23 protein-coding genes are annotated in these 21,329 nt (G+C 72.5%); 7 read left to right on the top strand and 16 right to left on the bottom strand.

Annotated elements, in window-relative coordinates; translation table 11 throughout:
- The first annotated feature begins 59 nt into the window (after nucleotides 1–59).
- Nucleotides 60–905, top strand: a complete 846-nt coding sequence (locus ABT127_RS08520) for a hypothetical protein (protein ID WP_351445961.1) — start codon at nucleotides 60–62, stop codon at nucleotides 903–905.
- Complete coding sequence (locus ABT127_RS08515; RefSeq protein WP_502971659.1) at nucleotides 848–1,387, top strand: DUF6314 family protein; 540 nt, start codon at nucleotides 848–850, stop codon at nucleotides 1,385–1,387. Before ABT127_RS08520 ends, ABT127_RS08515 begins: the two co-directional genes overlap by 58 nt.
- Here ABT127_RS08515 and ABT127_RS08510 read toward each other — a convergent pair.
- Together ABT127_RS08510 and ABT127_RS08505 are read right to left on the bottom strand one after the other, a co-directional pair.
- Nucleotides 1,332–1,913: a histidine phosphatase family protein gene (locus tag ABT127_RS08510; protein ID WP_351445957.1), complete on the bottom strand. Its 582-nt coding sequence runs from the start codon at nucleotides 1,911–1,913 to the stop codon at nucleotides 1,332–1,334. The genes ABT127_RS08515 and ABT127_RS08510 overlap by 56 nt on opposite strands.
- Nucleotides 1,914–1,978: 65 nt before the next feature.
- Nucleotides 1,979–2,443 (bottom strand): GNAT family N-acetyltransferase, encoded by a 465-nt coding sequence (locus ABT127_RS08505; protein WP_351445955.1) that lies wholly within the window; start codon nucleotides 2,441–2,443, stop codon nucleotides 1,979–1,981.
- Between the two features lie 191 nt (nucleotides 2,444–2,634).
- On the opposite strand from ABT127_RS08505, the gene ABT127_RS08500 reads away from it, so the two are divergent.
- Nucleotides 2,635–2,832 (top strand): DUF1918 domain-containing protein, encoded by a 198-nt coding sequence (locus tag ABT127_RS08500; RefSeq protein ID WP_351445953.1) that lies wholly within the window; start codon nucleotides 2,635–2,637, stop codon nucleotides 2,830–2,832.
- On the opposite strand, the gene ABT127_RS08495 is transcribed toward ABT127_RS08500, so the two are convergent.
- Nucleotides 2,816–4,045 (bottom strand): glycoside hydrolase family 10-like protein, encoded by a 1,230-nt coding sequence (locus tag ABT127_RS08495; RefSeq protein WP_351445951.1) that lies wholly within the window; start codon nucleotides 4,043–4,045, stop codon nucleotides 2,816–2,818. The two genes, ABT127_RS08500 and ABT127_RS08495, sit on opposite strands and share 17 nt — an antisense overlap.
- Nucleotides 4,046–4,243: 198 nt before the next feature.
- Here ABT127_RS08495 and ABT127_RS08490 point away from each other — a divergent pair, with 198 nt between their 5' ends.
- Complete coding sequence (locus tag ABT127_RS08490) at nucleotides 4,244–5,104, top strand: 3-hydroxybutyryl-CoA dehydrogenase (RefSeq protein WP_351445949.1); 861 nt, start codon at nucleotides 4,244–4,246, stop codon at nucleotides 5,102–5,104.
- Nucleotides 5,105–5,302: 198 nt separating this feature from the next.
- Nucleotides 5,303–5,560: a hypothetical protein gene (locus ABT127_RS08485; protein WP_351445947.1), complete on the top strand. Its 258-nt coding sequence runs from the start codon at nucleotides 5,303–5,305 to the stop codon at nucleotides 5,558–5,560.
- Between the two features lie 31 nt (nucleotides 5,561–5,591).
- Here the strand turns inward: ABT127_RS08485 and ABT127_RS08480 are convergent, their stop codons facing one another.
- From ABT127_RS08480 to infC, 10 genes are all read right to left on the bottom strand, one after another.
- Nucleotides 5,592–6,122, bottom strand: a complete 531-nt coding sequence (locus ABT127_RS08480; RefSeq protein ID WP_351445945.1) for an NUDIX hydrolase — start codon at nucleotides 6,120–6,122, stop codon at nucleotides 5,592–5,594.
- 72 nt (nucleotides 6,123–6,194) lie between these two features.
- Nucleotides 6,195–7,535, bottom strand: a complete 1,341-nt coding sequence (locus ABT127_RS08475; protein WP_351445943.1) for an NsdA family TPR-like regulatory protein — start codon at nucleotides 7,533–7,535, stop codon at nucleotides 6,195–6,197.
- 260 nt (nucleotides 7,536–7,795) lie between these two features.
- Nucleotides 7,796–8,926, bottom strand: coding sequence for a PP2C family protein-serine/threonine phosphatase (locus ABT127_RS08470; protein ID WP_351445941.1), 1,131 nt, complete (start codon nucleotides 8,924–8,926; stop codon nucleotides 7,796–7,798).
- 174 nt (nucleotides 8,927–9,100) lie between these two features.
- A complete protein-coding gene (gene pheT, locus ABT127_RS08465) occupies nucleotides 9,101–11,614 on the bottom strand; it encodes a phenylalanine--tRNA ligase subunit beta (protein WP_351445939.1) in 2,514 nt (837 codons plus the stop codon).
- Nucleotides 11,614–12,750: a phenylalanine--tRNA ligase subunit alpha gene (pheS, locus tag ABT127_RS08460; protein WP_351445937.1), complete on the bottom strand. Its 1,137-nt coding sequence runs from the start codon at nucleotides 12,748–12,750 to the stop codon at nucleotides 11,614–11,616. The genes pheT and pheS overlap by 1 nt, the downstream gene beginning before the upstream one ends.
- Nucleotides 12,751–12,890: 140 nt before the next feature.
- On the bottom strand, nucleotides 12,891–14,027 hold the full coding sequence (locus ABT127_RS08455; RefSeq protein ID WP_351445935.1) for a sensor histidine kinase: 1,137 nt from the start codon (nucleotides 14,025–14,027) through the stop codon (nucleotides 12,891–12,893).
- Between the two features lie 57 nt (nucleotides 14,028–14,084).
- Nucleotides 14,085–14,927, bottom strand: a complete 843-nt coding sequence (locus ABT127_RS08450; RefSeq protein WP_351445933.1) for a TrmH family RNA methyltransferase — start codon at nucleotides 14,925–14,927, stop codon at nucleotides 14,085–14,087.
- A gap of 173 nt (nucleotides 14,928–15,100) precedes the next feature.
- Nucleotides 15,101–15,487, bottom strand: a complete 387-nt coding sequence (gene rplT / locus ABT127_RS08445) for a 50S ribosomal protein L20 (RefSeq protein ID WP_030493496.1) — start codon at nucleotides 15,485–15,487, stop codon at nucleotides 15,101–15,103.
- Nucleotides 15,488–15,583: 96 nt separating this feature from the next.
- Entirely contained in the window at nucleotides 15,584–15,778 is a 195-nt protein-coding gene (gene rpmI / locus ABT127_RS08440; RefSeq protein ID WP_003977225.1) for a 50S ribosomal protein L35, read from the bottom strand.
- 124 nt (nucleotides 15,779–15,902) lie between these two features.
- Nucleotides 15,903–16,607, bottom strand: coding sequence for a translation initiation factor IF-3 (infC, locus tag ABT127_RS08435; RefSeq protein ID WP_351445931.1), 705 nt, complete (start codon nucleotides 16,605–16,607; stop codon nucleotides 15,903–15,905).
- Between the two features lie 338 nt (nucleotides 16,608–16,945).
- Between infC and ABT127_RS08430 the strand changes: the two genes are divergently transcribed.
- On the top strand, nucleotides 16,946–17,335 hold the full coding sequence (locus tag ABT127_RS08430) for a DUF1844 domain-containing protein (RefSeq protein WP_351445929.1): 390 nt from the start codon (nucleotides 16,946–16,948) through the stop codon (nucleotides 17,333–17,335).
- Nucleotides 17,336–17,344: 9 nt separating this feature from the next.
- Here the strand turns inward: ABT127_RS08430 and ABT127_RS08425 are convergent, their stop codons facing one another.
- Nucleotides 17,345–18,076: an SseB family protein gene (locus ABT127_RS08425; protein WP_351445927.1), complete on the bottom strand. Its 732-nt coding sequence runs from the start codon at nucleotides 18,074–18,076 to the stop codon at nucleotides 17,345–17,347.
- Between the two features lie 96 nt (nucleotides 18,077–18,172).
- On the opposite strand from ABT127_RS08425, the gene ABT127_RS08420 reads away from it, so the two are divergent.
- Nucleotides 18,173–19,132, top strand: a complete 960-nt coding sequence (locus tag ABT127_RS08420) for a serine hydrolase (protein WP_351445925.1) — start codon at nucleotides 18,173–18,175, stop codon at nucleotides 19,130–19,132.
- On the opposite strand, the gene mycP is transcribed toward ABT127_RS08420, so the two are convergent.
- Together mycP and ABT127_RS08410 are read right to left on the bottom strand one after the other, a co-directional pair.
- Nucleotides 19,113–20,276, bottom strand: a complete 1,164-nt coding sequence (mycP, locus tag ABT127_RS08415) for a type VII secretion-associated serine protease mycosin (RefSeq protein ID WP_351445923.1) — start codon at nucleotides 20,274–20,276, stop codon at nucleotides 19,113–19,115. The two genes, ABT127_RS08420 and mycP, sit on opposite strands and share 20 nt — an antisense overlap.
- Nucleotides 20,273–21,181: a hypothetical protein gene (locus ABT127_RS08410; RefSeq protein WP_351445921.1), complete on the bottom strand. Its 909-nt coding sequence runs from the start codon at nucleotides 21,179–21,181 to the stop codon at nucleotides 20,273–20,275. The genes mycP and ABT127_RS08410 overlap by 4 nt, the downstream gene beginning before the upstream one ends.
- Nucleotides 21,182–21,329 lie beyond the last annotated feature (148 nt).

Here is a 21,329-nt window from a genome sequence, read left to right as displayed (position 1 = left end):
GCGCATCCACGGAGGCAGCACGTGACCGGACGTCCCGCACACCGCGAAGGGCCGCCGCGATGACGGACGTGCTGTGGCTGGGCGGGCCGCCCGGCGCCGGGAAGTCGACTGTCGCCGAGCGGCTGGCCCGCCGGTACGGGCTGCGCCGCTATCACGCGGACACCCGCACCTGGGCGCACCGCGACCGGGCGCTCGCCGCGGGGATCCCGGCCGCGGAGCGGTTCGAGCGGCTCTCCCCCGCGGACCGCTGGGCGGCGCCCGTCGACGAGCTGTACGCGATGGCGCTGCACCACGAGCGCGGCCCGATGGTCGCGGACGACGTACGGGCCCTGCCCCCGGCGCCGCTCACGATCGCCGAGGGCACGGTGATCACCCCGCGCCTGGTCGACGCGCTCCCCGGCCGGGCCGCGCTGTGGCTGCTGCCGACCCCCGGACTCCTCGAAGAGCGGCTGTCCGAAAGGGAGTTGGCCCCGGGCCCGCTGGCCCTGTACCGCCGCCTCGCCGAGGTCGTCGAGACCGAGGTACGCGCGTCGGGGGCGCCCTTCCTCAGGATCGACGGCGGCACGGACACCGTGCGGGCGGTCGAGGACCGGTGGGCCCGGCACCTGGCCGCGGGGCCGCACGCCGCCGGCCGGGAGGAGCGCCGGGCGCTGCTGCGCGAGGCGAACGAGGCGGTCGTCGCCCAGTACGACGGGTTCTTCGCCCGGCCCTGGGCACCGGACGGACGGGACACGGCCGAGGCCGACTTCTCGTGCGCGTGCGGGGACACCGCCTGCACGGACCGCGTCCGGCGCCGGATCGCGGCGGCCGACCCCGGCGAGCCGTCGCACGAGGACGCACAGGCAGGATGGGAAGCGGCGGCGGGCGGACGGTGCGCGGAGACAGAGACAGGAGAAGGCACGTGACGGGTGAACTCCGGCCGGTGCCGGACGCGTTGGCGTTCCTGGCCGGGACCTGGCAGGTGGAGCGGACGGTGCGGGATCTCGCCGCGGACGTCACCGGCACGTTCACCGGCACCACGGACTTCACGGCGGACCCCACGGCGGCGGAGGCGGGCACGCTGCGGCACGTCGAGTCGGGCGGCTTCACCTGGCGGGGCACGACGCGCCCCGCCGAGCGGACCCTGCTCTACGGACCGGGCGAGGAGCCCGGCACCGTCGTCGTGCGCTTCGCCGACGGCCGCTTCTTCCACGGCCTCGACCTGCGCACGGGCCACCACGTGGCGGACCACCCGTGCTCGGCGGATCTCTACCGGGGCGAGTTCACGGTGTACGACTCCGGGCGCTGGCGGACCGTGTGGCGGGTGAGGGGCCCGGCGAAGGACCTGGTCCTCACGACGGACTACCGGCGCCGAGCCGCAGACCCCAGCGGCCCGGCCGGCCGGTGACGGTGGCCGCCGACAGCGGCGGCACATCGATGTTCCAGTACGTCGACGGGGGCGCCTTCAGCGCGTAGACGAGCGCGGCGCGGACCACCGACGGTTCGGCGATCGCCACGATCCGGGTGCCGTCGTCGGCGGGCCGGGTGTCCAGCCAGGAGCCGACCCGCGCGATGAAGGCGAGCAGCGGCTCGCCGCCGTGCGGCGCCGCGCGGGGGTCGGCCAGCCAGCGGTCGACGGCGGCCGGTTCGACGGCCGTCACCTCGGCCAGCGTGCGGCCCCGCCAGCGGCCCATGTCGCAGTCGCGCAGGGCGGGCTGGACCAGCGGGGCGAGCCCGAGCGCGTCGCCGGTGGCCCGGCTGCGCGGGGTGGGTGAGCAGTAGCGCAGCTCGGCGGCGGCCAGCGGGCCGAGCCCGGGCGCCGCGCGCAGCACCTCGTACCAGCCCGCGTGGTCGAGCGGCCGGTCGTCGTCGAAGCGCTCGGTGAGCAGGGAGGAGCTGCGTGCGGCGGCGAGGAGTGTGACGCTCAGCTGCATGCCTGATCGTGTAACCGGCCGGTAGCCCCGGTCAAGGGTTCACTCGCGGTTCACAGGCTGCGCGTTCAGGAGCGTACGGCCGGGTCGTAGTAGTGCACCATCCACTGGGCCGGCTCGGGCAGCGGCTGGAAGCCCACCTGCTCGTACACGCCGTGCGCGTCGCTGGTGGCGAGCAGGATGCGGCGGACGCCGAGCGGCCGCAGGTGTTCGCGGACGGCCACGACGAGGGCCTTGCCGAGCCCCTTGCCGCGCGCGGACCGGTCCACGTACACGTCGCAGAGCCAGGCGAAGGTCGCCGAGTCCGTCACGACCCGCGCGTAGGCCACCTGCTCCCCCGAAGCGGTGTCGTACGCGCCGAAGTCGAGGGAGCCTGCGCGCGCGCCGTCCTGCGTCTCGCGTGAGCGGCCCTTGGCCCAGTACGCGTCGGTGGAGAGCCAGTGGTGGACGCGGGCGGCGTCGATGCGCGCGGGGTCGACGGAGATCTCGTACCCGTCGGGAAGCGGTGCCGTCGGCACGGGGGTTGCTGACATGGGCGGGATCGTCGCACGTCACACCGGGTCCGGTCGATCAGGTTTCCGCTCGCCCCGGGCCGCCGCGACGGTGCTGGTCTGCATCGCCGGCACCCGGCGGGCCCACGGCCAGGGTGCGCTCCAAAAGGGACAACTCGCCTGTCCCGCCGTAGACTTGCCCCCAACACAGGCAGGGCGAGGGGGCACTCCTGATGTACGCATCCGCAGGCGACCAGCTCGTGGTGCACGGCCGGACCGTGGGGCAGCACGACCGGATCGCCCAGATCGTCGAAGTACTGGGGGCGAACGGCGCGCCGCCGTTCCGGGTCCGCTTCGAGGACGGCCACGAGGCCATCATGTCGCCGGGCCCGGACGCGGTCGTGCGGCACACGCTCAGGAATCCGGAGTGACCCGGCGCGTGTAGTGGTCGGCGACGACCCGGGCCATCGCCCCGATCCGGTCCTCCCCGACCTCCTTGGCGGAGAAGTAGATGTGCCCGCTCACCTCGCGGTGGCTGTCCGCGAACGTGAGGTGCCGGGACAGCTCGGCCGGGTCCTGCCAGGCGGCGCCCTGCGCGGGATCGCCCGCCTTGTAGAGCGCCTCGCCGATGTACAGCCGCACCCCGGTCCCCCGGACCGCGTCGGCCCACCAGGGCACGAGCCTCGCGTAGTCGGCGGCCGCGAAGCCGATGTTCCAGTACACCTGCGGCGCCACGTAGGAGATCCATCCCTCACGGACCCACCGGAGGGTGTCGGCGTGCAGGTCGTCGTAGGTCTGCACGCCCGCCGCGGTGTCCGAGCCCCGCGGGTCCGTCGCCCGGTTGCGCCACACCCCGAACGGGCTGATCCCGAACCGCACCCCGGGCCGCGCCTTCTCGATGCGCCGCGACATCTCCCGTACGAGCCGGTCGATGTTGTCCCGCCGCCAGGCCGCCTTGTCGGCGAACCCGGCACCGTGCGCGGCGAACGTGGCGTCGTCGTCGAAGGTCTGGCCGGGCACGGGGTAGGGGTAGAAGTAGTCGTCGAAGTGCACGGCGTCGACGGCGTACTTCTTCACCGCGTCGACCATTGCGTCCTGCACGAACGCGCGGACCTCGGGCAGGCCCGGGTCGTAGTACAGCTTCCCGCCGTACGGCACGATCCAGTCCGGGTGGCGCCGGGCCGGATGCGTGGGCACGAGCCGGGTGGGGTCCGTGTGATTGGCCACGCGGTACGGGTTGAACCAGGCGTGGAGCTCGAGACCGCGCCGGTGCGCCTCCGTCACGGCCGTGCCCAGCGGATCCCAGCCCGGATCCGTGCCCTGGACCCCGGTGAGCACCTCCGACCACGGCTCGTACGGGGACGGCCACAGCGCGTCGGCGGCCGGGCGCACCTGGAAGACCACCGCGTTCAGCCGGCGGGCGACGGCCGTGTCGAGGTGGGCGAGGAGTTCGGCCCGCTGGGCGGCGGCGGTGAGGCCGGGCTTCGACGGCCAGTCCCGGTTGGCGACACTGGCCAGCCACATCCCCCGCAGTGCGGGCCCGCGCCGGGGCACGGGGTCGCCGGCCACCGCGTCCCCGGCCGTCACCCCCGCGAGCGCGAGGGCGGCACCCAGCGTGAAGACTCGGCGTGACATACGTCCCATGGATCCCCCCGAATTCCCGTGCAACTGTGAGTCCCTATATAAACAGCCGTTAACCCGGACTCCATCCCTCTCATGACCACGGGGTAACGTGCAGATCCGCAATCCCCGGGACACGTGTCCGGATCACTGCTCCGGCACCCCCGGACGAACTCGGACGAACTCGGACGAATCATCGAAAGGCACGAGGTGACGGACGCCTTGACTGACATCACACGCGTCGGAGTGGTGGGCTGTGGCCAGATGGGCGCCGGCATCGCGGAGGTCTGCGCCCGCAGCGGCCTCGACGTGATGGTCGCGGAGACCACCGGCGAAGCCCTGGAGATCGGCCGCACCCGGCTGCTCAACTCCCTCGCGAAGGCGGCCGCACGCGGCAAGATCAGCGAGACCGAGCTGGCGGAGACGCAGGCCCGGCTGACCTTCACCACGGATCTGGGCGAGTTCGCCGACCGCGACCTCACCATCGAGGCCGTCGTGGAGAACGAGCAGGTCAAGACGGAGATCTTCCAGGTCCTCGACCAGGTCGTGACCCGCCCCGACGCGATTCTCGCCTCGAACACCTCCTCCATCCCGCTGGTGAAGCTGGCGGTGGCGACGTCCCGCCCGGACCACGTCATCGGCATCCACTTCTTCAACCCGGCCCCGGTGCAGAAGCTCGTCGAGCTGATCCCGGCCCTGACCACGTCCGAGGGCACGATCAGCCGCGCCCAGGCGCTGGTCGAGAAGGTCCTCGGCAAGCACGCGATCCGCGCCCAGGACCGCTCGGGCTTCGTCGTGAACGCGCTCTTGGTGCCGTACCTCCTCTCCTCGATCCGCATGTTCGAGTCGGGCATCGCCAGCCGCGAGGACATCGACAACGGCATGGAGCTGGGCTGCGCCCACCCGATGGGCCCGCTCAAGCTCTCCGACCTGATCGGCCTCGACACGATCGCCTCCATCGCCGACTCGATGTACGCCGAGTACAAGGAGCCGCTGTACGCCGCTCCCCCGCTGCTGCAGCGGATGGTCGACGCGGGCCGGCTCGGCCGGAAGTCCGGATCGGGCTTCTACACGTACGTGTAGCTCCGCGTTCAGGGATCACTCAGCGTATTCGAACAGCGGGCCCGGTGTTCTTCGGAACACCGGGCCCGTTCGTTTCGCACGGGGTGCGCGCGCCTTACTCGCATATGCCCATCGCACACGCTCCCGCCGCGCCCACCAGGCGAGTTGACTTTCGTTGCGCACAACAGGGATGTGACGACTACAGAAAGGAGCGGACTCGTGACCACCGACCCGGAGCATCCCGTGGTCTCGGAAGAATTCGCAGAGTTACGCCGCGTCTTCGAGGTCGGACTGACCCGCATCGACGGTGAACTGGCCCTGCTGGCCCACCGCGACGACCAGAACGTCAAGGATCAGGACGACCTCAACGCGCGGCTCACCGCGTTGGAACACACACGCTGGCCCCTGCCCACGGTCGCCGCGCTGACGGCGGTCGGAGCCCTCGCCATCGCGGTGTGGCAGGCACTCGGGCGCTAGGGGCACCACGGCCTGCCACGGCGGGAAGAGCTCAGCCGAGCCTGAGTTGGTGGAGCAGCAACAACGCGGCCGCCATGTTGGCGGCCGGGACCTCACCTCGGGCGAGCATGTCGGGGACGAGTTTGAGCGGGACCCATTCCCTGCGGTCCGACTCGAAATCGTCCTGGGGGTGGCCGATGTACGTTGCCTCGTCGGTCCAGTAGATGTGGTGCCGGGCGTCCGTCAGACCGTTGCACGGTTCGACGCTCATCAGGTGCCGCAGCGGTCCCGGCCGCCAGCCGGTCTCCTCCTCCAGTTCTCGGGCGGCCGCGTACGCGATGTCCTCGCCGTCCTCGACGACTCCTGCCGCGAGCTCCCAGCCCCAGCTGTCGGTGATGAAGCGGTGCCTCCACAGCAGGAGCACCTCGTCCGCGTCGTTGACCACCGTCGCGATCGCCACCGGGCGCAGCCGGATCAGGAAGTGGTCGAGGTGCCGGCCGTCGGGAAGTTCGACGTCGGCCAGATTGACGCTGAACCACCTGTTTTCATACACAGTTTGTTCGTTCTGTTTCGTCCACTGCACGGTTCTGCCACCTTCCGTCGAGTTGATGGCAATATCGCAGCAGTGGCGTGATCGAGCGCCCCGCGAAAGGGCTCAGAGCGGTACGCGCAGCGCCCCGTCGATGAGTGCGGCGGCTTCCGCCGTGCCGGCGCAGCCGCTGCGCACCAGGTGTTCGCGTACCGCCCGGAGCCTGTCGCGCAGTCGCTGGGACTCCATGCCCCGGGCGGCCTCGGCCATCTGTACGGCGGTCTCGGCGGCCTGATCCGGGTTCCCCTGTCTGAGCTGGATCTGGCTGAGGACGGCGAGCCGGTGGACACGGCCGCGGTCGTGCGCGGGCGTGTGCACGGCCTCGGTGGCGTGCTCCTTGGCGCCGGCGTAGTCGCCGAGGCTCAACAGGGCTTCCGCCACCTGTACGTTGACGAATCCCGGCTGGACGTATCCGGTCTCGTCCGGCTCGTGACGGCGCCGGATCCGGTCGGCGGCGGACTCGGCACGCCGGATGCACTCCAGGGCGCTGGTGCCGTCGCCCAGGTGCGCGTACGCCTTGGCCTGCATCGCGTAGAGGTCGGACGCCAGGGCGGGGGTGATGTGCCGGCCCGCCGCTCGCAGCGCGGCCTCCGCGAAGGCGACCGCCTGCCGGTACTCGCGCATGTGCAGCGACTGGTTGACCAGCAGCGCGATGACGTAGGCGCCGAGCCCGCGGTCCGCGCTGGCCTTGGCCAGACGCAGGGCCTGGTGGAAGTAGCGCTGGGCCAGGCCGTGCGCGTCGGAGTCGTAGGCGCAGATGCCCGCGATGGCCACCAGACCGCCGGTGGCCCGGTGGAGGTCGCGTCCCGTCTCGTCGGTGTAGCTGCCGCGCAGCAGCGGCGCCGCCTCGGTGTTCAGGAAGCCGACGATGCGGACCCTGGTCGCGATGCCGCCCGCCTTGCGGTACATCTGCTCGTAGTGCGTGCGGGCCGAGCGCATCAGCTCCAGGTCGGCGGTGCTGACCCGGTGGCGGCCGCCGCGCGAGACGTCGGTGTCCTCCGGCGGGTTCTCCCACTCCCACACCGGCATCACGGCCGGGGTGCCGGTGACGGCCGGGGCGTCCAGGATGTGCCGGCGCTGCTGCTGGTCCGAGCGCCACAGCGCGGTGGCCCGCTCCACGAACCCCGAGAGCGTGCCGTTGTGCGGGACCGCCGGCTCGCCGGGGATGCCGAGGCCGATGTCGTCGAGGGTGACGTGCCGCTGGAGGCGGGCGGCCAGCACTTCGCAGATCAGGTCGGGCACCTGGCCGCGCGGGCGCTGCCCCTTCAACCACCGCGCCACGGCGGTGTGTTCGTATCTCAGGGCGAGCCCGCGGGCCTTTCCCGCCTGGTTCACATGAGCGGCGAGGCCCGCGTGGGAGACCCCGGCCTCGTCGAGGATCGCGTCGAGCAGGGTGTTGGGCTGCATGGATGCCCTCCGTTGGCTCGGTACCGCCAGCGTAATGGAGGGCGCTTCACACGGGGTGTGATCGGAATGCCCAACTCCGCCACGAAAGCGCTCTGTTGTGGCTGGTTTCCACCCGGTTGACTGAACTGCCTCACAAAGAGGCCGGCCGGGCCGCCGGCTCCCCCTCGAACAGCGCGGCGGCCCGCATCCGCGCCGTCCGCCCGCCCGTCTGCCCGACACTCCACGGCGGGCGGGCGGCGCACCCCCGAGAGGCGGTGGGGTCAGGGAACCTTGTGCACGGTGCGCCCCAGGGGGTCCCCGTGCTGGACCGGAACCCGACTGCGGTCGTTGCGCAGCACCAGCATCGCCGCGTCGTCGCCGGGCGGGCCGCCGATGTGCCGCAGCAGCCGGGCGTACACGGTGTGCACCACGGTGGTCGGGACGACGGTCCTGTGCCGCAGGGTCTCGCCGAGCGCGTCCTGGAACGGGAAGAACCGGCCGCGCGCGTCGCGGGCGTCCTCGATGCCGTCGGTGTGCAGCAGCAGGCCCTCCCCCGGCAGGACCCGCCCGCACCGCTCCGGCGCCAGCTCGGGCGGCAGCGGGAACGGGCCGAGGGGCGGCATCGGATCGCCTGCGCTCAGTTGCTCGACGCGGCGCGCCGCACCCGGGCGCAGCAGGTACGGCCAGGGATGACCGCAGTTGAGCGCGAGCACGGCGCCGTCCTGCCGGATCTCCAGGAGCAGGACGGTCACGAACTCCTCGGCGAGCGGGTTCTCGGGCTCGGCGCCCCCGGCGGCGGGATGTTCGTCGCGTGAGCGCTGGCGCAGATGCCGGGCGTGGGCGCGCTCCAGCCGCCGCAGCACACCGCCGAGTTCGCTCTCGTCGTGGGCGGCCTCGCGGAAGCTGCCGAGGACGGCGCCGACGGTGGCGAGCGCGGCGAGGCCGTGTCCGCGGACGTCGCCCATGACGATCCGTACACCGTGCTCGGTGGCCGCGACGTCGTACAGGTCGCCGCCGACGCTGGCTCCCCGGTCGGCGGAGAGCCGGCCCGCGGCGAGCGCGAGCCCGTCGAGCCGCGGCGGCAGCGGTCGCAGCAGCACGGACTGGGCGGCCCCCGCGACCGCCCGCATCTCCCGGAGCTCCCGCAGCAGGCCGTGGCGTGCGTGGAGTATCAGCCCGGTGCCCACGACGAAGAAGACGGCGCTGCTGACGATCCGCGCGCCCAGGCCGGTCTGCTGGGCGAGCGGGCAGGCGAACTTGTACGCGATGGCGACGGCGCCCCAGACGGTGGGCAGCCCCAGTATCAGCACCCGCCGGAACCGTCGGGGGCGGGCGCGGACGGCCCGGGCGAGCCGTCTGCGCAGGGTGGTGGCGAAGACTCGGGTGGACCCCCTGGTCTCGGAACGCATCATGCCGACGGCCCCCTAGGCCCTGTTCAGCGGGCTCACCGGTCGGCCCGGCGGCCGCAATGATTCTTGCGACCTGCCGTGGCGCCCGGGCGGGATCACCGCGATACCTCACCCGAACGAGTGAGGGGCGCACCCGGTGAACCGGGTGCGCCCCTCACGAGCGTGCTGCCTGCGCCGTTACGCTCCGCGCAGCACCGCGCCCGTGCTCTCGGCGGCCTGGCCGACCGCCGCGTCGCGGGCGGCGCTGGCCTCCTCGACCGTCAGGGTGCGGTCGCCGGCGCGGAAGCGCAGCGCGTACGCGAGGGACTTCTTGCCCTCGCCGAGCTGCTCCGCGTTCTCGTACACGTCGAACAGGCGGATGCCCTCCAGGAGTTCGCCGGCGCCGACGCGCAGGGAGTGCTCCACGGCGGCGGCCGGGACGGCCTTGTCGACGACGAGCGCGACGTCCTGGGTGGCCACCGGGAACGTGGAGATGCGCGGCGCCTCGACGGAACCGTCGCTCGCCCGCTCCAGGAGGTCCAGGTCGAGCTCCATCGCGCTGGTGCGGGCGGGCAGTCCGAACGCCTTGACGACGCGCGGGTGCAGCTCACCGGCGTGACCGGCGAGGGTCTTCACCCCGTCGATGATCACGTACAGCGCGGCGCAGCGGCCCGGGTGCCACGGCTCGTGCTGGTCCTGGTCGACGGCGAGCTGGACATTGGCCTCCCGCGCGACGATCCGCGCGGCCTCGACGGCGTCGGCCCAGGTCGACGGGTGACCCTTGCCCCACCAGCCGGCCTGCTCGCGGGCGCCCGCGAGGACGACGGCGACGCGGCGCGGCTGGGCCGGCAGCGCGCTGGTCAGCTCGGCGATCTCCGCTTCCGTGGGACGCCGGTCGACGGGCAGCCGGACGGCCTTGTGCTCGTCGCCGGTCGGCCGGAAGACCAGGCCGGTCTCGAAGAGCGCCAGGTCGTGGCTGCCGCGTCCGTCGTTGCGGCGCAGCGCGCCGAGCAGGCCCGGCAGCAGCGTCGTACGGAGCGAGGGCTCCTCGTCGGAGAGCGGGTTGACCAGCTCGACGGTGGTCCGGCGCGGGTCGTCGGCGGCCAGGCCCAGCTGGTCGAGGACGGCCTGCCCGATGAACGGGTAGTTCAGGGCCTCGACGTAACCGGCACCGGCGAGCGCGCGGCCGACGCGGCGGTGCGTCCGCTGGCGCTCGGTCAGCCCCCGGCCGGCCGGGGGCTTCGGCAGGGTCGAGGGCAGGTTCTCGTAGCCCTCCAGCCGGATGACCTCTTCGGCCAGGTCGTTCGGGTCGGTCAGGTCGGGGCGCCAGGACGGCACCGAGACGACCAGCTCGTCCTGCCCGTAGACGTCGCAGCCGACCTCCTGGAGGCGGCGCACGACGGTCTCCCGGCCGTAGGCCACGCCCGCGACCTTGTCCGGGTGGTCGGCCGGGATGGTGAGGGTGCGGGGGGCGCCCGGGGCGATGACCTCGGTGACGCCCTCCTCGGCGGTGCCGCCCGCGAGCAGCACCAGCAGGTCGACGACGCGCTGGGCGGCGGCCGACGTGGCCTGCGGGTCGACGCCGCGCTCGAAGCGCTTGGCGGCCTCGGAGGACAGCTTGTGGCGGCGCGCGGCGCGGGCGATCGTGATCGCGTCGAAGTGCGCGGCCTCGATGACGACGTCGGTGGTCCCGGCGCCCTCCTCGTGATCGCCGATCTCGGTGTCGGCCCCGCCCATGACACCGGCGAGGCCGATCGGGCCGCGGTCGTCGACGATGACCAGGTCCTCGGCGTCGAGGGTGCGCTTGGTGCCGTCGAGGGTGGTGAGCTTCTCGCCCTGCTCCGCCCGGCGCACGCCGATCGTGCCCTGGACGAGGGAACGGTCGTACGCGTGCAGGGGCTGGCCCAGCTCCAGCATCACGTAGTTCGTGACGTCCACGGCGAGCGAGATCGGCCGCATGCCGGCCTTCTGCAGGCGGCGCTGCAGCCAGATCGGCGAGCGGGCCTCGGGGCGCAGCCCCGTGACGGTGCGCGCGGTGAAGCGGTCGCACGCCATCGGGTCGGCGACCTTGACCGGGTAGCCGTGTGCGTTCGGCGCGGGCACGTCCAGGAGGGCCGGATCGCGCAGCGGCAGGCCGTAGGCGATGGCGGTCTCGCGGGCGATGCCGCGCAGCGACAGGCAGTAGCCGCGGTCGGGCGTGACGGCGATGTCCAGGACCTCGTCCACCAGCTCGAGGAGCGCGATGGCGTCGGTGCCGGCCTCGTGCTCCGGCGGCAGCACGATGATGCCGTGCGTGCCGTCGTCGCCCATGCCGAGCTCGTCGGTGGAGCAGATCATGCCGTGCGAGGTCTTGCCGTACGTCTTGCGCGCGGCGATCGCGAAGCCGCCGGGCAGCTCGGCGCCGGGCAGCACGACGACGACCTTGTCGCCGACCGCGAAGTTGCGGGCGCCGCAGACGATCTCCTGCGGCTCGCCCGTGCCGTTGGCGGTGCCGACGTCGACGGTGCAGAAGCGGATCGGCTTCTTGAAGCCCTCCAGCTCCTCGATGGTCAGCACCTGGCCGACGACGAGGGGGCCCTTGAGGTCGGCGCCGAGCTGCTCGACGGTCTCGACTTCGAGCCCGACGCCGACCAGCTTGGCCTGCACGTCACGGCCGGTCTCGGTGGCGGGGAGATCGACGTACTCCCGCAGCCAGGAAAGCGGGACCCGCATCAGATCTCCATCCCGAACGGCCGGGTGAACCGGACGTCACCCTCGACCATGTCTCGCATGTCTTCGACGTTGTGGCGGAACATCAGCATTCGCTCGATGCCGAACCCGAAGGCGAATCCGCTGTACTTCTCGGGGTCGACGCCGCACGCGGTCAGCACGCGCGGGTTGACCATGCCGCAGCCGCCCAGCTCGATCCAGCCCTCGCTGCCGCAGGTGCGGCACGGCCGGTCCGGGTTGCCGACGGACTCGCCGCGGCACACGTAGCAGACCATGTCCATCTCGGCGGACGGCTCGGTGAACGGGAAGTAGTTCGGCCGAAGCCGGGTCTTCATGCCGTCGCCGAAGAGCGCCTGGACCATGTGGTCCAGGGTGCCCTTGAGGTCGGCCATGGTGAGGCCCTCGTCCACGGCGAGCAGCTCGATCTGGTGGAAGACCGGGGTGTGCGTGGCGTCGAGCTCGTCGGTGCGGTAGACGCGGCCGGGGCAGACGACGTAGACGGGCGGTTCCCGGTCGAGCAGCGAGCGGGCCTGCACCGGGGAGGTGTGGGTGCGCAGCACGACGCCGGACTCGTCGCCGACGGTCTTCTCGCGGCCCTCGGGACCGGCGACGAAGAAGGTGTCCTGCATCTGCCGCGCCGGGTGGTCCGGCGTGAAGTTGAGGGCGTCGAAGTTGAACCACTCGGCCTCGACCTCGGGGCCCTCGGCGATCTCGTATCCCATGGACACGAAGACGTCCGCGACCCGCTCCATCATGGTGGTCAGCGGGTGCCGGGCACCGGCGGGCGTGCGGTCGTAGGGCAGCGTGACGTCCACGGCCTCCTCGACCAGGACGCGCGCGTCGCGCTCGGCCTCCAGCTCCTCCTGGCGGGCGGCGAGGCCCCGGCCGACGGCGGCGCGGGCCTGGCCGACGAGCTTGCCGGCCGCGGCCTTGGCCTGCGGGGGCAGCGCGCCGATCTCGCGGTTGGCGAGCGACAGCGGCGAGGTGCCGCCGGTGTGCGCGACCTTGGCCTCCTGAAGCGCCTCGAGCGAGTCCGCGGCGGCGAAGGCGGCGAGCGCCTCGTCCCGGACGCGCTCGATCTCTTCCGGTTTCAGTGCCTCGACCTCGACAGGGTCGTACGACTTGTTCGGTGCCGACATCTCTTCCCGTGCTTCCGATTGGCGTGGCTGAAGGTCCCGCAGACGCGTTCGACGGCCGTCGAGTGGCGGAGACGCAAACGTGCCAAAGGACGAGTCTAACGGGGGTGACGTGTGCGGATGCGCCCGTGGTGGGCCTGCGCTCAGCTGGTGAGATACGCGGGCGTCGCCACGGGCAACGTAAATCGGAACTCGGCTCCGCCGCCGGGCGCCCGCCCGACCGTGATCGTGCCGCCGTGTGCTTCCACGATGCCCTTGACGATGTAGAGCCCCAGACCGGTGCCACCGCGCTTGCTGCCCCGCCAGAAGCGGGTGAAGACGCGGTTCATGGACTCCTCCGGGATGCCGGGGCCCTCGTCGCTCACGGTGACCGAGGTGCCTGCTGGCGCGGGCTCGATGTCCATCGTGACGGTTCCCTCGCCGTGCCGCACGGCGTTTTCCAGAAGGTTGCTGAGCACCTGGTCGACCTTGTCCGGATCCGCCCACAGATCGGGCAGCGGCCGGGTGACCCGCAGCAGGAACCGGTCGGCGGCCTGACCGGCGGCGACATGGGCCTGGATGTGCCGGGAGACGGCGGCGGCGATGTCGACGGGCTGGCGGCGCAGTTCGAGCCGTCCGGAGTCGATCCGGGAGATGTCGAGCAGTTCGGCGATCAGCCGTGTCACCCGGTTGGCGTCGGCGTCGACGGTCTCCAGCATCAGCCGCTTCTGCTCGTCGGTGAACCGCTCCCACTTCGCGAGCAGGGTGGCGGTGAACCCCTTGACCGAGGTGAGCGGCGAGCGCAGCTCGTGCGCGACGGTGGCGATCAGCTCGGCGTGGCTGCGCTCGGTGCGGCGCCGGGCCTCGGTGTCGCGGATCGAGACGACGACGCGGCGCACGGGCCCGGTGGGCCTGCCCCGCACGTAGCGGGCGGTGACCAGGACCTCCCGGCCCCCGGGCAGCAGCAGATTGCGCTCGGGCTGGCCGATACGGGTGGCGAGTCCGCCGTAGGGGTCGGTCAGCTGCCACCAGCGCCGGCCCTCCAGGTCCTCCAGGGGCAGCGCGCGCTCCAGCGGCGAGCCGATGGCCCGCTCCCTGGGCACGGCGGTGATCCGCTCCGCCGCCGTGTTGAAGCAGACGACGTGGCCGCTCTCGTCGGCGACGACGAGTCCGTCGGGCAGATCGTCGGGGTCCACGTCGAGCCCACCGAGGCCGACGAAATCGTCCCGGGCGCTTCGGGGCGCGGCGGGTCCCCACCGTCCCCGCGCTCCTCGCGAGCCGCTCGTGCCGACGACGCTCATCTCCCCGTATCCCACCTCTCGTCCCCGTCCAGGAGCAGGCCCGAGGTGGTCACCCTACTAGCTGGCCGTGACGGAACGGCACCCTCCGGAGGCACGCTGTGCACGGGCGGAGGCGTACAGGCACACCGCGGCGGCCGTCGCGAGGTTGAGGCTCTCGGCCTTGCCGTGGATGGGGACGCGTACGACGGCGTCGGCGAGCGCGCGGGTCTCCTCGGGCAGCCCCCACGCCTCGTTCCCGAAGACCCAGGCGGTCGGGGAGCCCATGGTGCCCTGGTCGAGCTCGTCGTCGAGGTCGTCCTCGCCCGCGCCGTCGGCGGCGAGGATGCGCACGCCGACGCCCTTGAGCCCGGCGACGGCCTGCTCGACGGGGACGCCCACGGCGACCGGCAGATGGAACAGCGATCCCACGGAGGCCCGTACGGCCTTGGGGTTGTACAGGTCCACGGAGGCGTCGGTGAGGACCACCGCCTCGGCGCCCGCCGCGTCGGCGCAGCGCAGGACGGTCCCGGCGTTCCCGGGGTCGCGGACGTGCGCCAGCACGGCGACCAGCTGGGGCCGCGCGGCGAGGATCTCCTCGAAGGGGGTGTCCAGGAAACGGCAGACACCGACCAGGCCCTGCGGGGTCACGGTCGTCGAGATGTCGGCGATGACGCCCTCGTCCGCGAGGTGCACCCGGGCGCCGGCCTGCCGGGCCTCCCCCACGATGTCGGCGTAGCGCTCCGCGGCCTCGACGGTCGCGAACATCTCCACGAGCCCGCCGTGCGCGGCGGCCTCCCGCACGGCCTGCGGCCCCTCGGCGAGGAACAGCCGCTCCTTGCTCCGGAAGTTCCGCTTGCCCAGTCGCCGGGCGGCCGAGACGCGGGACGACTTGGGAGAGATCAGCTCAGGAACAGCAACCATGACAACTCACCTGGGGAGGAAGCGCCCCGAAGGGGCGCGGGGAACTGCGCGACCGGTCACGACCGGTCCGCACACGGCACACGACAGACGATGGCAGACGAGACCGGAACGCAGTCGGACCCGCAAGCGGCAAGCTTGCGGGTCCGAATGTCACGTCCGGCTCAGCGGAGCGATCAGGCGGCAGCCTTCGGCGCGTTGACGTCGGCCGGGAGGGCCTTCTGCGCAACCTCGACCAGCGCGGCGAACGCGTTGATGTCGTTGACGGCCAGCTCGGCGAGGATCTTGCGGTCCACCTCGATGTTGGCGGCCTTCAGACCCTGGATGAGGCGGTTGTACGTCATGCCGTTCTGGCGGGCAGCGGCGTTGATGCGCTGGATCCACAGCTGACGGAAGTCGCCCTTGCGCTTCTTGCGGTCGTTGTAGTTGTAGACCAGGGAGTGGGTGACCTGCTCCTTGGCCTTGCGGTACAGACGCGAACGCTGACCGCGGTAGCCGCTGGCCTGCTCGAGGATCGCCCGACGCTTCTTGTGCGCGTTTACCGCGCGCTTGACGCGTGCCACTTTTTAACTCCTTGTAGCGGGGCCGGGGTTGTCGTCACCCGACCCGAATTCGAATAGTCCCGGTTTAGCTGTGCGTGGCGCGCTGGCGCCGCCGCATCACTTGCCGAGAAGCTTCTTGATCTTCGCGGCGTCGCCCGGGGCCATCTCCGCGTTGCCGGTGAGGCGACGCGTCACACGGGACGACTTGTGCTCGAGCAGGTGGCGCTTGCCGGCGCGCTCACGGAGCACCTTGCCGGAGCCGGTGATCTTGAAGCGCTTGCTGGCACCGCTGTGCGACTTGTTCTTCGGCATAGCGCCGTTCTCTCCTCGTCAGTGGCGTTCCCGGCCGGTCCGTGCCATGGGCGCGAACCGGCCGCGGGGGAACGTCAGTTGTGTCAGTTGGTTATCCGGAGCACACAGGCGGTGTGCCGACGGATCATGCCTCGGCCGGAGCCTCGGCGGGGGTCTCGACCTCGACCTCGACCTCGACCTCGACCTCGGCGTCGGCCTCGTTCTCGGCCGCGTTCTGCGACTTGCCCGGGTTGGCCTTCGCGTCGGCCTTGCGGGCGGCCTGCGCCTCGCGGGCCTCGGCCATGGCCTCGGTCTTCTTCTTGTGCGGACCGAGAACCATGATCATGTTCCGGCCGTCCTGCTTCGGGTTCGACTCGACGAAACCGAGGTCCTCGACGTCGTTCGCAAGGCGCTGCAGCAGTCGGTAGCCGAGCTCCGGCCGGGACTGCTCACGACCACGGAACATGATCGTGATCTTGACCTTGTCACCCTGCTTGAGGAACCGGACGACGTGACCCTTCTTGGTGTCATAGTCGTGCGGGTCGATCTTCGGCCGGAGCTTCATCTCCTTGATGACCGTGTGCGCCTGGTTCTTGCGCGCCTCACGGGCCTTCATGGCCGACTCGTACTTGAACTTCCCGTAGTCCATGAGCTTGCAGACGGGCGGACGGGCGTTCGCCGCCACCTCGACCAGGTCGAGGTCGTACTCCTGAGCAAGCTCAAGGGCCTTGGCAAGCGGAACAATCCCGACCTGCTCGCCGCTGGGACCGACAAGTCGCACTTCGGGAACGCGAATCCGGTCGTTGATGCGGGGCTCGGCGCTGATGGATCCTCCTCGGTAGCACCACACGACGGCCTGGCGGACCGCCGCGTAACGTCTGTTACGTAAGTACCAACCGCGTCGAAGCACAAAAAATGCCCCGGACGGTACACATGGGGGGCTCCAAGAACTACCGGAGCACCGCCACGGTGAACCGCGGGGCGCGCTGTCGGACGGCTCCATCGTCCGTACGGAACGATGGGGACCGTCTGACCGGTGACCCGCCGTCCTGTACGGACGGCCAGGTGGGAGATCGGAGCCTCCACTTGTGGGCCGGAGCACGCAGGTGTCCGGCCGGTCGTTACACAAGGTTAGCAGCTCCTGGGGGGTGCGCCCAACCGAGTGGGCGGCGGCTTATCGTGGGGCCCATGAGTGACGCCATCCCCGCAGCCCCTTCGGCTGATTCCCCCGAGTCCCCCGACTCCCCCGACTACGACGCGCTGACCCGCGACATCGCCGAGGTGCCCGCCGTCGAGGTCATCGTGACGGTGGCGGTCAACCTGATGAGCGCCGCCGCGGTGAAGCTGGGCCTCACCGAGGAGGGCGACGCCCACAAGGACCTGGACGAGGCGCGGAAGCTGATCCACGCCCTCGCCGGGCTGCTCGACGGCAGCGCGACCGAGATCTCGTCCTTCCACGCGGCACCGCTGCGGGACGGTCTGAAGTCGCTCCAGCTGGCGTTCCGCGAGGCGTCGATCGTGCCGGACGAGCCCGGTCAGGGCCCCGGCGAGAAGTACACGGGCGCCGTCTACGGCTAGGCCGCCCGCTCAGTCACGTACGTACAAGGGCTCGCCCGCGAGAGCGGCCCCGGCCGGCAGCAGTGCCAGGTCGAGGCCCTTCGTGAGGCGGGCCCTCAGTGTTTCGTCGGCGGCGATGGCGGCGGCCACCGCCCGCGCCGCGCTCTGCACGTCGGCATCCGCGTCGAGGACCAGGGCCAGCGTGCCGTCCGCCTGGCCCGGGCCCAGGTGGGCGCGGGCCACGGCCGGCTGCGCCGCGACCGCCGCGCGCACCGCGTCCCGGACCGCCGGATCGGCCAGCGGGTCCGCCGTGGTGCGGCCCTCGGCCAGCGCGTACAGGGCCGGGCCCGTCAGCTCGTAGGCCACCGGGCCCGCGAGGTCGAGGACGACGGTGTCGGCCTTCTCGTGGGCGGCGGCCTGGAGCGCCTGGTGCAGGGGGACGGCGACCGGGCGGGCCTCGGGGTCCCACAGGGCCAGGGACGCGGTGGACGTGAAGGCGGGGAGCGCGGTGCGCCGGCCGGCCTTCAGGGTCGGCACCGCCATGTCGGACGTCTTCTCGCGGCGCAGACCGTTCTCGTCCTCCTCGACCTCGCCGAGAACCGCGACCACCGGCACCAGGAGCCGGGCGCCCTTCAGAGCCTCGAGGACCGGGCCGTGGGCCGTGCGGTCGGCCGACCAGGCGGCCAGGGCCTCGGTCAGGCGGGGGTCCGCCGAGCCGTCGTCGTCGGAGAAGCCGGGGTCGGGAATGTTCTTGTTCGCCACGTTCACCGAGCCTACCGAGGACGGGGCACCGCATTCTCAGCGGACCCTGGGCCCGGCCCCATGGTCCCCACAGGACCGGGGCGGACCATCGGCCGCATGTCTCCCGGTTCCCGTCGCCGGCGGTCGGCCGCGGCCCGCCGCAGGCCCCTGCTGTACGCGGCCGTCGCCTCCACGGTGCTCCTGAGCGGCACCGCCGCCACTACGGTCTACGTGAAGGCGCAGGCGCACGACGCGACCGCGCTGGTGTCGCAGACGTCCGCAGCAGAAGGGGGCTCCTCCGTGCCGTCGTCACCCTCCGCCTCGTCCTCGCCCCCGCCCGCCGCGGACTTGGACGCCGGCCTCGCCGAGGCCCTGGACGGGCTGGACGGGTCCTTCTCCGTCGCCGTCCTCGACGTGTCGGCCGGCACCCGGGCCGCGTACGCCACCGACGACAGCGCGACGTACGACACCGCGAGCATCGTGAAGGTGGACGTGCTGGCCGCCCTGATGCTCCGGGCGCAGGACGACGGCCGCTCGCTGACCGCCCAGGAGAAGGCCTACGCGGTCGCGATGATCCAGAACAGCGACAACTCCGCCACCACCGCGCTGTGGGAGACGATCGGCGGGGCGGACGGACTCGACGCCGCCAACGAACGGCTCGGGCTGACCGGGACCAGGGGCGGCGACGGACCGCTGTGGGGGCTGACCCAGACCACGGCGGCCGATCAGCTCGTGCTGCTCCAGCAGGTGTTCGGCACCGGAGACGCCCCCGTCCTGGAAGCGGACGCACGCGCGTACGTCCAGGGGCTGATGGAGAACGTCGAGTCCGATCAGCGGTGGGGCGTCTCGGCGGCGGCCGGCCGCGGCCGGGACGGGGTCGCGCTGAAGAACGGGTGGCTGCGGCGGAGCACCACCGAGCTGTGGGACATCAACAGCATCGGGCGGGTGACCGTCGGCGGGAAGCGGTACCTCGTCGCCGTGGTCTCCGCCGGGAACGCCACCAAGGACGCCGGGATCGATCTCGTGGAGTCCGTGGCGAAGGCAGCGGTGCCGGTGCTCAGCGGCGGCGACGCGTGAGGCGGTGGCTGCGCCACAGGTAGACGGCGGTGCCCAGCAGGACGACGCCCAGGCCGCCGGCGACCAGGCCGACCCAGGTGGCCTGGCCCGTGTCGTCGGGGCCGGCCGGGCCGGTACCGAAGTACCGCTTGCCGTACGCGGCCGGCTTCAGGCCCTCGGGCTTCAGCTTGCGCGCCGCGGTGATGGCCGCCGCCGGGTCGATCATGCCGAAGCCGCGCGAGTCGTCGCGGCCGCCGGAGGGCGGGTCCTGGGCGGTGTCCTCGACGAGCTTCTTGATCTGGGCGGGGCTCAGCCCCGGGTGCGCGGCGCGGATCAGCGCGACGGCGCCGGAGGCGAACGCGGAGGCGGCGCTGGTGCCCCAGGCCGCGTAGTACTTGTGGTCGGGGTCGGGGGTGACGATGCCGCGGCCCGGCGCGGCGACCGTGGCGTACCAGCGGCGGGTGGAGAACGAGGCGCGCGAGCCGGTCGAGTCGACGGCCGTGGCGGTGATGACGCCGGGGTAGGCGGCCGGGTAGGAGATGTGATCGCCCTTCTCACCGCCGTTGCCCGCGGAGGCGACGACGGAGACGCCCTTCTTCAGCGCGTACTGGATGGCGTTGTCCTCGCTCGCCTCCGCGTGGGCGGTGGACGAGTCGTCGCCGAGCGAGAGGTTGATGACGTCGGCGCCGTGGTCGGCGGCCCAGCGGATGCCGTCGGCCAGCGCGTCGCCCCGGCTCTCGCGGGCCTTGGCGCGGTCCGGGTCGCCGTCCTCCAGGATCACGCGGACCGGGAGGATCGTCGCCTCGGGTGCCACGCCCATGACCCCGTCGCCGTGGTCCTTGCCGTGGCCGTGTCCCGCGATGACGCCGGCGATGGCGGTGCCGTGGCGGGCCCAGGGGCGGTCGCCGCGCTGCGCGCCGAAGCCGATGAAGTCCTTGCCGGCGGCGACGTTGCCCTTGAGGTCCGGGTGCCGGTCGTCGACGCCGGTGTCCAGGACCGCGACGGTGATGCCCTTGCCCTTCGTGGTGCGCCACGCCTCCTGGGTGTGCAGGGCGTCGAGGCCCCACTGCTGGGCGCGGATCGAGTCGGCGTGCGCGGCGGTGGCGGGGACCAGGACGAGGGCCGCCGCCGTCGTGAGGGCGGCGAGGGTGCGGCGGCGGTTCATGACGGCTGCTCCGTGGACTGCTTCTGGACCGCTTTGCGCAGGCCGCGTTCTATCCGGTCGGCGATGCCCTGCGCCTCGTTGCCCAGGCCGGCCTGGGCGGGGGCCGTGGTGGCGCCGGACTTCATGGCGTCGGCGGCGGGCTGCGGATCGGAGACGGTCCGGCCGTCGGCGAAGCCGGAGACCGCGTAGACCACGACCGGGGCGTCGGTCAGCACGTTGAGGGTCCAGGACGCGCGCTGGGCGTCGCCGAAATCCGCGGCGGCGGTGCCCTTGGCGGGGTACGGGCGCGGCATGAGGTCGGCGCGGCGGTCGAGGCCCTGGTCGGTGAAGCGGGTGCGCAGCGCCTGGGTCGCCTCCTGGTCGGCCCTGGTGAACAGCAGGCCGACGGTGGTGACGTTGCTCTGGGTGGCGTCGGTGTACGTGGCGCGCAGCAGCCGCAGACAGCCGACGGAGCTCAGCGCCTTGTGCAGGAGCGGGTCGAAGGCCTTGGCGCAGGTGGTGTCGGGGGCCACGGCGATCCGGGTCCAGGTGCGGTCGGCGCCGCCGGGGCCCGCGCCCTCGCCCTTGAGGGTGCGCGGGAAGAGCTGGTCGGCGGGGATGCTGTGCCACAGCTCCCCCGCGCGGGTGTAGGCGGTGTGCGCGGAGACGGTGCCGTCGCCGTCGTCGCCGGTGAGCAGGGAGCCGGTGGCGGCGCCGCCGATGAGGCCGAGGCCGAGCACCAGGCAGGCGGCGGCCGCGGCGACGCGCGGGGCGAGGCGGGCGCCGATGGGGCGCAGCCTGGTGGTGCGGTCGTCGTAGTGCTCGGGTGGCGCGAACCGTACGAAGGGTCTGCCGGCCGTGCCCGGGACGGGGGTGAGGTCGACCGTGCCGATGGGTCTGCGCGGGGGTGCCGCCTGCGGGGGCACGGGGGGCCGTGGCGGCGCGGGCGGGACCGGGCGCAGGCGGGTGGTCGTCTCGGTGATCAGGGCGGCCGGGATCTCCGGGGGGAGGGGGCCGGGGTGCGCGGGCGCGCGCCCGGGTGCGGGTGCACTGTGGCCGGTCGCGCCGTTCCCC

The organism is Streptomyces sp. NPDC001904, from assembly GCF_040297005.1.
GTDB lineage: Bacteria > Actinomycetota > Actinomycetes > Streptomycetales > Streptomycetaceae > Streptomyces.
The sequence above is the reverse complement of the archived record's forward strand: the minus strand, read 5'-3'. Positions and strand labels throughout refer to the sequence as shown.